At 69.9% G+C, this 11183-nt stretch carries 12 protein-coding genes and 1 pseudogene; 7 read left to right on the top strand and 6 right to left on the bottom strand.

All coding sequences use genetic code 11. From position 1 onward, the window contains the following. The first annotated feature begins 40 nt into the window (after nucleotides 1-40). From ACNFOC_RS42585 to thpD, 6 genes are all read left to right on the top strand, one after another. Nucleotides 41-1141 (top strand): pyridoxal-phosphate-dependent aminotransferase family protein, encoded by a 1101-nt coding sequence (locus ACNFOC_RS42585; protein ID WP_416964378.1) that lies wholly within the window; start codon nucleotides 41-43, stop codon nucleotides 1139-1141. A 39-nt stretch (nucleotides 1142-1180) separates the two neighbouring features. Continuing rightward, nucleotides 1181-1705, top strand: coding sequence for a DinB family protein (locus tag ACNFOC_RS42580; RefSeq protein ID WP_416964377.1), 525 nt, complete (start codon nucleotides 1181-1183; stop codon nucleotides 1703-1705). A gap of 302 nt (nucleotides 1706-2007) precedes the next feature. Continuing rightward, a complete protein-coding gene (gene ectA / locus ACNFOC_RS42575) occupies nucleotides 2008-2514 on the top strand; it encodes a diaminobutyrate acetyltransferase (protein ID WP_416964376.1) in 507 nt (168 codons plus the stop codon). 90 nt (nucleotides 2515-2604) lie between these two features. Continuing rightward, on the top strand, nucleotides 2605-3876 hold the full coding sequence (gene ectB / locus ACNFOC_RS42570; protein ID WP_416964375.1) for a diaminobutyrate--2-oxoglutarate transaminase: 1272 nt from the start codon (nucleotides 2605-2607) through the stop codon (nucleotides 3874-3876). Nucleotides 3877-3927: 51 nt separating this feature from the next. Then, nucleotides 3928-4332 carry an ectoine synthase gene (locus ACNFOC_RS42565; protein WP_019060618.1) on the top strand — a complete coding sequence of 135 codons (405 nt, stop codon included), beginning with the start codon at nucleotides 3928-3930 and terminating at the stop codon, nucleotides 4330-4332. A gap of 5 nt (nucleotides 4333-4337) precedes the next feature. After that, a complete protein-coding gene (gene thpD, locus ACNFOC_RS42560) occupies nucleotides 4338-5234 on the top strand; it encodes an ectoine hydroxylase (RefSeq protein WP_416964374.1) in 897 nt (298 codons plus the stop codon). A 51-nt stretch (nucleotides 5235-5285) separates the two neighbouring features. Here the strand turns inward: thpD and ACNFOC_RS42555 are convergent, their stop codons facing one another. The 4 genes from ACNFOC_RS42555 to ACNFOC_RS42540 form a co-directional block, all read right to left on the bottom strand. Beyond that, on the bottom strand, nucleotides 5286-6335 hold the full coding sequence (locus ACNFOC_RS42555; protein ID WP_416964373.1) for an aminotransferase class V-fold PLP-dependent enzyme: 1050 nt from the start codon (nucleotides 6333-6335) through the stop codon (nucleotides 5286-5288). 108 nt (nucleotides 6336-6443) lie between these two features. Then, nucleotides 6444-7166 carry a DsbA family oxidoreductase gene (locus tag ACNFOC_RS42550; protein ID WP_416964372.1) on the bottom strand — a complete coding sequence of 241 codons (723 nt, stop codon included), beginning with the start codon at nucleotides 7164-7166 and terminating at the stop codon, nucleotides 6444-6446. 77 nt (nucleotides 7167-7243) lie between these two features. Then, a complete protein-coding gene (locus ACNFOC_RS42545; RefSeq protein WP_416964371.1) occupies nucleotides 7244-7735 on the bottom strand; it encodes a GNAT family N-acetyltransferase in 492 nt (163 codons plus the stop codon). After that, on the bottom strand, nucleotides 7732-8727 hold the full coding sequence (locus ACNFOC_RS42540; RefSeq protein WP_416964370.1) for a GlxA family transcriptional regulator: 996 nt from the start codon (nucleotides 8725-8727) through the stop codon (nucleotides 7732-7734). The genes ACNFOC_RS42545 and ACNFOC_RS42540 overlap by 4 nt, the downstream gene beginning before the upstream one ends. 70 nt (nucleotides 8728-8797) lie before the next feature. On the opposite strand from ACNFOC_RS42540, the gene ACNFOC_RS42535 reads away from it, so the two are divergent. Then, nucleotides 8798-10174 carry an MFS transporter gene (locus tag ACNFOC_RS42535; protein WP_416964369.1) on the top strand — a complete coding sequence of 459 codons (1377 nt, stop codon included), beginning with the start codon at nucleotides 8798-8800 and terminating at the stop codon, nucleotides 10172-10174. On the opposite strand, the gene ACNFOC_RS42530 is transcribed toward ACNFOC_RS42535, so the two are convergent. Together ACNFOC_RS42530 and ACNFOC_RS42525 are read right to left on the bottom strand one after the other, a co-directional pair. Further along, nucleotides 10140-10748 carry a DUF1349 domain-containing protein gene (locus ACNFOC_RS42530; RefSeq protein ID WP_416964368.1) on the bottom strand — a complete coding sequence of 203 codons (609 nt, stop codon included), beginning with the start codon at nucleotides 10746-10748 and terminating at the stop codon, nucleotides 10140-10142. The two genes, ACNFOC_RS42535 and ACNFOC_RS42530, sit on opposite strands and share 35 nt — an antisense overlap. A gap of 105 nt (nucleotides 10749-10853) precedes the next feature. Continuing rightward, nucleotides 10854-11183, bottom strand: a pseudogene (locus tag ACNFOC_RS42525) (hypothetical protein); the annotation flags it as partial.

Raw genomic sequence — 11183 nt, 5'->3', positions numbered from 1 at the left:
TCTCCGCCCCTCCCCTCACCGCGAGCGAAAGAGCACCGCCATGACTCACCCCTTCCTCGACCTGGCCCCGCTGAGCGCCGCGCACTTCGCCTCGATCGAGGACCGGGTGGCCCGCCTGCTCGGTACCGAGCAGGATGTCGTGATCATGCAGGGTGAGGCGTTGCTGCCACTGGAGGGCGCGATCCGTTCCACGGCGGGGCCGGGCACGACCGCGCTGAACGTGATCACCGGTCCGTACGGGCAGACCTTCGGGAACTGGCTGCGGGACTGCGGTGCCGAGGTGATCGACCTCGCCGTCCCCTTCCACACGGCGGTGACCGCCGACCAGATCCGGGAGGCCTTCGCCGAACACCCGGAGATCGACTTCGTGTCCCTCGTCCACGCGGAGGCCGCGACCGGCAACACCAACCCGGTCGCGGAGATCGGCGAGATCGTGCGCGAGCACGGCGCGGTCTTCTACCTCGACGCGGTGGCCTCCATCGGCGCGGAGCCGGTGCTGCCGGACGCGTGGGGTGTCGACCTGTGCGTGATCGGCGCGCAGAAGGCGATGGGCGGCCCGGCGGGAGTGTCGGCGGTGTCGGTGAGCGCACGGGCCTGGGCCCGTATGACGGCCAACCCCCGCGCCCCGCGCCGCTCGTACCTCTCCCTCCTCGACTGGAAGGACCGCTGGATCGACGCCGGCCGCACGACCCTCCTGCACGCACCGGCCCAGTTGGAGATGCTCGCGCTGGAGGCGTGCGTGGAGCGCATCGAGTCGGAGGGCCTGGACGTGCTGACGCACCGCCACGCGACCGCGGCGGCGGCGACCCGAGCGGGCGCGACCGCCCTGGGCGGCGGCCTCGAACCGTACGTCCACGAGGCGTCAGAGGCCGCCCCGGTCGCTACGACGCTCAGGACGCCGCCGGGTGTCGTCGCGTCCGAGCTGGTGGCCAGGGCCCTGTCCGCGGACCCGGCCCTGCCGCTCGCCGCGGGCGGAGGCGCCCTGGCGAAGGAGATGATCCGGGTCAACCACTACGGGGTGGACGCGACGGTGGGGGCGGTACAGAGTTCCCTGGCGGCACTGGGCGCGGCGCTGGCCGAGCAGGGCGTGTCGGTGGATCCGGAGGGGGCTCGGTCCGCCGTGGAGAACGCGTGGCGGTAACCCGGCGCCGGGACGGCCCGACTCCCTAGGCTGGCCCGCATGACCGCCGACACGCAACGGACCCTGCCCGACGGCCGCCCCATCCCCCTCATGACCGGCGCCGAGCGCCCCATGCTCGAAAGCTGGCTCGCGTTTCATCGCGCCACGCTGGAGGTGAAGTGCGCCGGTCTCGATGACACGCAGGTGCGGCTCGCGGCGGCCGGGTCCTCCTCGCTGACCCTGCTCGGCCTGGTCCAGCACCTCGCCGAGGTCGAACGCACCTGGTTCCAGCGGGTGTTCGGGCTGGACGTGCCCACGGTGTACGGCAGCGAGGACGGGTACGCCCTCGAACCCGGGCGCGGCATCGAGGAGGCGCTGGCCGTGTGGCGCCGGGAGATCGCGCGCGGGCAGGAGCACTGCGCGGGGCTCGCGCCGGACGATCTCGGGCGGATCCCCGACGGGCCGCTGGCCGGGACCGAGGTCAGTCTGCGGTGGGTGCTCATTCATCTGGTCGAGGAGTACGCGCGGCACAACGGTCACGCCGACATCCTGCGAGAAAGCATCGACGGCGTCACCGGGGCCTAAGCTCAACCCTAAGTCCGGGCCTAATTACGATGTAATTTCCGGGAATTTTATCGCCGTCTTAGCGGGCAGCTTCCCATATTCTTCTGCCCGATTTCCGCGCGCCCAAACGCAAATAATTCGCGTAGATCTCGTGAGGGTTACACCCTTGTGACCCGTTACACAGGGCGCCCGCTTTGCTCCTTATCTATGGGTCAAAGTGGTGCATAGCTTGCGCCTTCGCACGCGTGATAACACAGCACGGTCTCAGACGTAACCCCATCCCTCCATGCGATTTTGAATTTCTCTCGGTAAATTCAATTCGCATGACTGCCACCCAAGCAGACCTGCACATCGACCGCCCCACGGTGGCCGACGGCGCCGCGTTGTGGCGTATCGCCAAGGACTCGAACGCCCTCGACCTGAACTCGTCGTACAGCTATCTGCTGTGGTGCCGGGACTTCGCCGGCACCTCGGCCGTCGTGCGGGACGAGCGCGGGGAGCCGGTCGGCTTCGTCACCGGGTACGTGCCGCCGGACCGGCCGGGCACCCTGCTCGTGTGGCAGGTGGCCGTCGACGCCGCGCAGCGCGGTCGCGGGCTGGCCGCACGGCTGCTCGACGGACTGACCGAGCGGGTCGCGGACGAGCACGGGGTGACCGCCATCGAGACCACGATCACGCCCGGCAACACCGCCTCCGAACGCCTCTTCACGTCGTACGCCGAACGTCACGGCGCCGCCGTCGAGCGCACGGTCCTGTTCGAGGCCGGTGACTTCCCGGACGGACCGCACGACCCCGAAGTGCTGTACCGCATCGGCCCGTTGAGCCTCTGACCGCCCGGCCGACCGGGTCTCCGACCGCCCGGCCGGTTCCCCGGTCTTCCCGCCGCACCCCCTCACCCCCCACACCGAGGAGCGATTCGCGTGACCATCACCCAGCCCGATCTCAGCGTCTTCGAGACCCTGGAGTCCGAGGTCCGCAGCTACTGCCGCGGCTGGCCCACCGTCTTCGACCGGGCCAGGGGCAGCCGTATGTACGACGAGGACGGCCACGCCTACCTCGACTTCTTCGCGGGCGCCGGCTCGCTCAACTACGGGCACAACAACCCTGTCCTGAAACGGGCGTTGATCGACTACCTGGAGCGCGACGGCGTCACCCACGGGCTCGACATGTCGACCAGTGCGAAGCGCGCGTTCCTCCAGACCTTCCAGGATCTGGTGCTGCGTCCGCGCGACCTGCCGTACAAGGTGATGTTCCCGGGCCCGACCGGCACCAACGCCGTTGAATCCGCGCTGAAGTTGGCGCGGAAGGTGAAGGGGCGCGAGTCGATCGTGTCGTTCACCAACGCCTTCCACGGGATGTCGCTGGGTTCGCTGGCCGTGACCGGCAACGCCTTCAAGCGGGCCGGTGCCGGTATCCCGCTGGTGCACGGCACGCCGATGCCGTTCGACAACTACTTCGACGGCAAGGTCCCCGACTTCCTGTGGTTCGAGCGGCTGTTGGAGGACCAGGGATCCGGCCTCAACAAGCCGGCCGCCGTGATCGTCGAGTCCGTGCAGGGCGAGGGCGGCATCAACGTCGCCCGCCCCGAATGGCTGCGCGCGCTCGCCGAGTTGTGCGAACGCCAGGACATGCTGCTCATCGTCGACGACATTCAGATGGGCTGCGGTCGCACCGGCGCGTTCTTCTCCTTCGAGGAGTCCGGGATCGTGCCCGACATCGTCACCGTGTCGAAGTCCATCAGCGGCTACGGCCTTCCCATGTCCCTGTGCCTGTTCAAGCCCGAGCTGGACATCTGGGAGCCGGGCGAGCACAACGGCACGTTCCGCGGCAACAACCCGGCGTTCGTCACCGCCACCGCCGCCCTGGAGACGTACTGGGCGGACGGTTCCGCGATGGAGAAGCAGACCCGGGCCCGCGGTGAGCAGGTCGAGCAGGGGCTGATCTCCATCACCGAGGAGAACCTCGCCGACATCAAGGAGTACCGGGGCCGCGGGCTGGTCTGGGGCATCGAGTTCAAGGACCCCGAGCGCGCCGGGCGGATCTGCGCCCGCGCCTTCGAACTCGGGCTGCTCGTCGAGACGTCGGGCCCGCAGGGCGAGGTCGTGAAACTGCTGCCCGCGCTGACCATCACCCCCGAGGAGCTGGACGAGGGGCTGAGCATCCTCGCCCGTGCCGTACGGGAAACAGCCTGACCACCCCTCACATCACTATCTGACACCACGTCAAGGAGGCGTAGACAGCCCGTGATTGTCCGTTCGTTCAAGGAACTCGAAGGCACCGACCGGCACATCAAGGCCGCGTCCGGCACCTGGGAGAGCAAGCGCATCGTCCTCGCCAAGGAGCGGGTCGGTTTCTCGGTCCACGAGACCGTCCTGTACGCGGGTACGAAGACGTCCATGTGGTACGCCAACCACGTCGAGGCCGTCGTCTGCGTCGAGGGCGAGGCCCTGTTGACCGACAACGAGACCGGGCGGACGTACACGATCACGCCCGGGACCATGTACCTCCTCGACGGACACGAGCGGCACACGATGCGGATCAAGGAGGACTTCCGCTGCATCTGTGTCTTCAACCCGCCCGTCACCGGACGGGAGGACCACGACGAGAACGGCGTCTACCCGCTGCTGACCGAACCCGAGGAGGTGTGACGAGCATGACCACCGTCACCAGCGTCACCGACCTGTACCCCAGCCGCGGCACCACCGAGGTGTCCGTCCCGCGCAAGGACCCCGTCATCTGGGGCTCCCCCGACACCCCCGGCCCGATCCCGAACGGTGACCTCCAGGCGTTCGAGCGCGACGGTTTCCTCGCCATGCAGGAACTCCTCGCGGACGACGAAGTCGGCGTCTACCGGGAGGAGTTGGAGCGCCTCGTCGCCGACCCCGCGATCCGGGACGACGAGCGGTCGATCGTCGAGCCGAAGTCCAAGGAGATCCGGTCCGTCTTCGAGGTGCACCGGATCAGCGAGGTGTTCGCGCGGCTCGTGCGCGACGAGCGGGTCGTCGGGCGGGCCCGGCAGATCCTCGGCTCGGACGTGTACGTCCACCAGTCCCGGATCAACGTGAAGCCCGGCTTCGGCGCGAGCGGCTTCTACTGGCACTCGGACTTCGAGACCTGGCACGCCGAGGACGGGCTGCCGAACATGCGCACCGTGTCCGTGTCGATCGCGCTCACCGAGAACCACGACACCAACGGCGGCCTCATGATCATGCCGGGTTCGCACCGGACGTTCCTCGGCTGCGCGGGCGCGACCCCCGAGGACAACTACCGCCAGTCGCTCCAGATGCAGGACGCGGGCACCCCGTCCGACGAGGCGCTGACCGGCATGGCCTCCGAGTACGGCATCAAGCTGTTCACCGGCCGGGCCGGTTCGGCGACCTGGTTCGACTGCAACTGCATGCACGGCTCCGGTGACAACATCACGCCGTTCCCGCGCAGCAACGTCTTCATCGTGTTCAACAGCGTGGAGAATAAGGCGGTCGAGCCGTTCGCCGCGCCGGTACGACGGCCCGAGTTCATCGGGGCACGGGACTTCACGCCGGTCCGGTGACGTCCTTCGCCCCGGTGAGGTGAGCTTCGCCGCTGGATGCCCTTTCCCGTGTCAGCCGGAAAGGGCATCCAGCAGTCGGTCCACGTCCTCCGGGGTGTTGTAGAGGTGGAACGCCGCGCGCAAGTTCCCGGCCCGGTTGGAGACTTCGACCCCGGCCGCGCTCAACTCGCCCTGCCGCCCGCCGAGTCCGGGTACCGACACGATCGGTGAGCCGGGGGACGCGATGGGCTCGTGGCCGAGAGTGCGCAGGCCGGTGCGGAAGCGGTCGGCGAGGTCCAGGTCGTGGGCGCGTACCGTCTCGACGCCCAACTCCTCCAGCAGGGCGAGGGAGTGGCGGGCACCGGCGTAGGAGAAGAGGGCCGGGCTCTCGTCGAACCGGCGGGCGGAGTGGGCGAGTTCCTCGACCGGGCCGTAGCAGCTGTCCCAGGGCGCCTCGCCCGCGACCCAGCCGGCGAAGACCGGGTTGAGGCCGCCGAGGTCCTCCGGGGTGACCAGGAAGGCGACCCCGCGCGGGCAGAAGAGCCACTTGAAGCCGACGGCGGCGACATAGTCGTAGGCGTCCGCGTCGAGGTCGAACCAGCCTGCGGCCTGCGACGCGTCGATGTACGTACGCGCCCCGTGTTCGCGTGCCGCCGCCCGCAGCGCGGGCAGGTCGGCGATCCGGCCGTCGGCGGACTGGGCGGCGCTGACCGCGACGAGCGCGGTGCCGGGGCGTACCGACTCGGCGATCCGCTCCAGCGGGACGCTGCGGACCTTGAGGTCCGGGCGCATGTGGAAGGGGGTCACGACCGAGCTGAAGTCGGCCTCGGCGGTGAGGACTTCGGAGCCGGCCGGCAGCGAGGAGGCGATCAGTCCGCTGTAGACGGCGACGGAGGCTCCGGCCGCCACCCGATCTGCCGGCACACGGGTCAGGCGGGCGAAGGCGGCACGGGACGCCTCGACGTCGTCGAACATGTCGGTCGGCGTGCCGACCGCGGCGGCCTCGACGGCGGTGTGCATCGCGGTGACGGTGCGGGTCGGGAGGAGGCCGGTGCTCGCGGTGTTGAGGTAGGTGTTCTTCGGGGCGAACTCGGCGCGGACGAGGCTCTCGAAGGTCTCCATGCCACCACTCTGCGGTGCCGAGAAGCCCTCGTCCATTGCGAATTTTTACGTGGATCCGCTAAGGAACGCTTATAGGTCACCGGGCGATCAGCCCTGACCAGCCCCTTTTCAGGCCTGCGGTACCGCGCAGCCGTCGGGGCCGCACGCCTCGGCGTCGCCGTCGGCACCGCTGTCGATCAGCTTGAGCGGGGAGTGCTCGCCCCATGCCTGGGTCAGCGCCTGGGCGAAGACCTCGGCGGGCTGGGCGCCGGAGACGCCGTACTTGCGGTCGAGGACGAAGAAGGGGACGCCGTTCGCGCCCAGCTCGGCGGCCTCGCGCTCGTCGGCGCGGACGTCGTCGGCGTACGCGGCCGGGTCGGCCAGCACCTTGCGGGCGGCGTCCGCGTCCAGGCCGACACCGGCGGCCAGCTCGACGAGCCGCTCGTCGTCGCCGAAGACGGAACGTTCCTCTGCGAAGTTCGCCTTGTACAGCGCCTGGATCAGCTCGTCCTGGCGGCCGTGCTCCTTGGCGAAGTGGAGGAGGCGGTGCATGTCGAAGGTGTTGCCGTGGTCGCGGTCGCGGGTGCGGTAGTCGAGGCCCTCGGCGGCGGCCTGCGCGCCCAGGTTCTCCTCACCGGCCTGCGCCTGCGCCTCGCTCATGCCGTACTTCTTGGTGAGCATCTTGAGCACGGGCTGGATGTCGCCCTTGGCGCGGCTGGGGTCCAGTTCGAAGGACCGGTGCACGATCTCGACGCCGTCGCGGTGCGGGAACGCGTCGAGCGCCTTCTCGAAGCGGGCCTTGCCCACGTAGCACCAGGGGCAGGCGATGTCCGACCAGATCTCGACACGCATTCTTCGGCTCTTTCCAGGACGTACGGGTGAGAGACAGAGGCTCTCTGTTTCCCCCGTGAACGTTCAGGCAGCTCGCTTCATTCCCCGGTCACGGGCAGCCGCATCTCCAGGTGGTGTCCGCCGTCGGACGGCTCGGCGACCCAGCCCTGCCGGACGTAGAAGGCCTGCGCCCGCTCGTTGTCGACATGCACATCGAGTACGGCGGTCCGCCGGCCGTCGGCCCGCCACTGCTCGACGCAGGCCGCGTGCAGGGCCGTACCGAGGCCGGAGCGCCACTCGTCGGGGTCGACGTGGAACTGGAACAGCGTGACCGTGTCCGCCGGGTCGCCCTCCTGGGTACGGAAGGAGGCTATGGCAACGATACGGCCGTGCTCGACCACGCACAGGACATGGGCGTCGGGGCGCTCGATGACGCCCCGCCAGGCGGCGAGCCAGTCCCGCCCGTCCTCCGGGACGCCGTCGGGGTAGTACGTCGCCCGTGCGCGCGCGTGCAGCGCGGCGACGCTCTCCGCCTCGGCGGGCAGGGCGGTTCTGATCACCCGGTTCTCGATGGCACGGTCACTGATCACGCAACCGATGACGTGACCTCGGCCCCTCCGGTTCCCAGGCGGCTGAACTGGGCCCGGTAGGCGCTCGGTGTCAGGCCGGTGCGGCGGACCAGGTGGCCGCGCAGGGAGTCCGCCGTGCCCAGGCCGCAGGCGCGGGCCACCTGGTCCATGGGGAGGGTGGTGGTCTCCAGGAGTTCCCTGGCGCGCTCGATGCGCTGGTGGAGCAGCCACTGGAGCGGGCTCACCGCGCTCTCGGCGTGGAAGCGGCGGGTGAGGGTGCGGACGCTGACGCCCGCGTGCCGGGCCAGGTCGGTGAGGGTGAGGGGCTTGTCCAGGTTGCGCATGGCCCAGCCGCGGGTGTCGGCGCAGGCCGTGCCCCGCTCGGGTGGGAGGGGGGTCTGCGTGAACTGGGTCTGGCCGCCCGGGCGTACGGGTGCGACGAGGGCGAGGCGGGCCACCTCGTTGGCGACGGCGGCGCCGTAGTCGGTGCGGATGATGTGCAGGCAGAGGTCGATGCCGGCGGCGTATCCGGAGGCGGTCAGGAACTGGCCGTCCTGGACGTAGAGGACGTCGCCCTTGAGGTCGAGGGACGGATAGCGGTCACGCAGTTCGTCCGCCAGCCCGTGGTACGTGGTGGCGCTGCGGCCGTCTAGCAGCCCGGCCGCCGCGAGCACGAAGGCGCCGCTACAGATGGAGGCGATGCGCTTGCCCGCGGCGGCGGCCTCGCGGACGGCGGCCACTGCGGCCGGGTCGGGGTCGTACCGTTCGCCGGTGCCCGCGATCACCACGGTGTCGGCGGTGCGCAGGACGTCGAGGCCGCGGCCCACCTGAAGGTGCAGGCCTCCGGTCGTCACCACCGGGCCGCCGTCGGAGCTACAGATGGTCACCTCGTAGCCGGGGGCGCCGTCGATCTCGACCTTCGCGAAGAGCAGCTCCGGGACGGCCAGGTTGAACATGGAGACGGGGGACGGCGCGACGATCGCGACGCGATGCGGGGACCGCTTCCTCGGCATGGCCAGAACCTCCGGGTGTATGGCATTCCGGCCACTACTGTACGGCCTCGCGAATCCGCAGCATGGACGCATGACAACGCCCACCCCCACCTCCGCCGGCCAACTCACGCCCCGCACCGGCGATTTGAGGAATCCCTCCCCAGCTCTGGTCCTCACCGCCGCCCTCCTCGGCTTCGCGCTCATCACCCTCGACGCGTCCGTGGTGAACGTGGCGCTGCCGTCCATCGAGGACGCGTTCGGCGGCGGGTTGTCGGGACTCCAGTGGGTCGTCGACGCGTACACGCTGTCCTTCGCCGCGCTGATGCTGTCCACCGGCGCCTTCGCGGACCGGGCCGGGGCGAGCCGCGCGTACGCGATCGGTATCGCCGTCTTCACCGCCGCCTCGGCGGTCTGCGGTCTGGCCCCGAACCTGCCGACCCTGATCGGTTCGCGCGTGCTTCAGGGTGTGGCGGCGGCCGTCGTCCTGCCGGCCTCGCTGTCCCTCGTACGACAGGCCTACGCCGAACCGGCCAAGAGGGCGCGGGCGGTGGCTACTTGGGCGGCCGGCGGCTCGGTGGCGGTGGCCCTCGGGCCGGTCGCCGGAGGCGCGCTGACCTCGCTCTGGGACTGGCGGGGCATCTTCTTCATCAACCTGCCGCTCGGCGCGGTGGCGTTGGTGCTGCTGGTCCGGGCGCCGCGCTCGGAACGCCGGCCCGCACCGCTGGACCTGCCGGGCCAACTGCTGGCGGTGATCACCCTCACGGCCGTGACCTTCGCGGTGATCGAGGGCGGGGCGACGGGAGTCGTGGCTCTGCTGATCGCGCTCGTCGCGGGCGCGGCCTTCGTCCGGGTCGAGCTGCGCCAGTCGCACCCTGTGGTGCCACTCAGCCTGTTCCGCAGCCGTACGGTGTCCGTGGCGGTCGCGGCGGGTGCCGCGTGCAGTGTCGCCTTCTTCGGCCTGGTCTTCCTCTTCTCGCTCTTCTTCCAGCAGGTGCAGGGCCGTTCGGCGCTGTACGCCGGGCTGATGTTCCTGCCGATGACCGGTCTGATCGGAGTGACGAACGTCGTGGCGGGCAAGCTGGCGGCCCGCTACGGCGCCCGACTGCCCATGCTGATCGGCCAGTTGCTCGCCACGCTGGGCGCACTCGTTCTTCTCTACGTCGACGAGAGCACGCCCCCGCTCCTGGTGGCCTGGCTCCTCGTCCCGATGGCTCTCGGCTGCGCCCTGACGGTCCCGCCGCTGACCGCCATGATGATGGACGCGGTGGCCGCCGAACGGGCGGGCCTTGCCGCTGGGGTGCTCAACTCCGCGCGTCAGGTGGCGGGCGGACTGGGAATCGCCGTGTTCGGGGCGCTGGTCTCCGAAGGCTTCACGGCGGGCCTGCGGGAGAGCCTCGCGATCAGCGCGGCCCTCTTCGCGGTGACGGCCTTCCTCAGCTTCCGTCTCGCAGATCGTTCGGCCAACTAGACCTGAACTCAAGGTGGTCGTACGTGACGACACACCCCTCCCCCATCGGCGACTGCGTCATGAAGCCGACCAGCGCCGCGTCCGTCTCCTTCTCGTCACCGAGGGTGAAGAGCCGGATGAATATCCAGCGCTCACCGTCCCGGGACGCGTGGAAGGCGAAGGCGCGGCCGGTGCGGCTGACCCGCAGCCACACCGAACTACCGTCCACCGTGAAGGAGTTGGCGTCGTCCGAGTGCCCCCGGGTGACCACCGTGCAGACGGTGGGCACGTCGGGCGAGTACTCCAGACACAACTTCGCCCAGGCCCGCTCCCCCACGTGGACGTACAGCACCCCGGCATCGAAGGACCCCGCGAACCCGACGGTGACGCGAGCGATGAGTTGGAAGTCCCCGTGCGGCGCCCCGAGCAACCGGGGCGCGTCGGACGCGGGATCCAGCCCCTCCCCGGTGGGCGGCACGAAGCGATCCTGCCGGGGCCCCGCCCACCCCGTGAGCACACCGTCCTCGTAGGACCAGTGCCCGTCGGGCCCGTAAGTGCGGAGGGGAAAGGGCAGTTGGGAGAGTTCCAAGTCCATCCACTCATCATCTCAGGCCAAGGATGTTGCCTTAAGGGGCGCGGGGAACGGCGCGACCAGCCACAACAGACCGGTACACGCAACCAAACCGCACCCCCAACGGCGCTATCGCTCCAGGTGCCCGTCATAACGCCGGGGCAGCCCCAGCGGATTACCGTCCCGCAACTCCAACGGCAGCAACGCTTCAGGCGTGTTCTGGTAGGCAACAGGCCGCAGCCACCGCTCAATAGCCGTACCACCAACAGAGGTTGAGGTAGAGGTCGTAGCGGGGTAAGGCCCACCGTGATGCTGGGCCGGCGCCACCGCGACACCCGTGGGCCACGCGTTCACCAACACCCGCCCGGCCAACGGCGTGAGCTCCGCGAGGATCTCCGCCCCCGTCGCGTTCGTCACCGACTCCAACGGACAGCAGGTGCAACTCGTCCACGACCGGGT

The sequence above is a fragment of the Streptomyces colwelliae genome (assembly GCF_048158785.1).
Classification (GTDB): Bacteria; Actinomycetota; Actinomycetes; order Streptomycetales; family Streptomycetaceae; genus Streptomyces.
Note: the sequence above shows the minus strand (reverse complement) of the source record. Positions and strands in the feature narration are given on the sequence as shown.

Coding starts and splice junctions, on each gene's coding strand:
- ACNFOC_RS42585 (WP_416964378.1), top strand. CDS start 41: ATGACTCACCCCTTCCTCGACCTGGCCCCGCTGAGCGCCGCGCACTTC.
- ACNFOC_RS42580 (WP_416964377.1), top strand. CDS start 1,181: ATGACCGCCGACACGCAACGGACCCTGCCCGACGGCCGCCCCATCCCC.
- ectA (WP_416964376.1), top strand. CDS start 2,008: ATGACTGCCACCCAAGCAGACCTGCACATCGACCGCCCCACGGTGGCC.
- thpD (WP_416964374.1), top strand. CDS start 4,338: ATGACCACCGTCACCAGCGTCACCGACCTGTACCCCAGCCGCGGCACC.
- ACNFOC_RS42555 (WP_416964373.1), bottom strand. CDS start 6,335: ATGGAGACCTTCGAGAGCCTCGTCCGCGCCGAGTTCGCCCCGAAGAAC.
- ACNFOC_RS42550 (WP_416964372.1), bottom strand. CDS start 7,166: ATGCGTGTCGAGATCTGGTCGGACATCGCCTGCCCCTGGTGCTACGTG.
- ACNFOC_RS42540 (WP_416964370.1), bottom strand. CDS start 8,727: ATGCCGAGGAAGCGGTCCCCGCATCGCGTCGCGATCGTCGCGCCGTCC.
- ACNFOC_RS42535 (WP_416964369.1), top strand. CDS start 8,798: ATGACAACGCCCACCCCCACCTCCGCCGGCCAACTCACGCCCCGCACC.
- ACNFOC_RS42530 (WP_416964368.1), bottom strand. CDS start 10,748: ATGGACTTGGAACTCTCCCAACTGCCCTTTCCCCTCCGCACTTACGGG.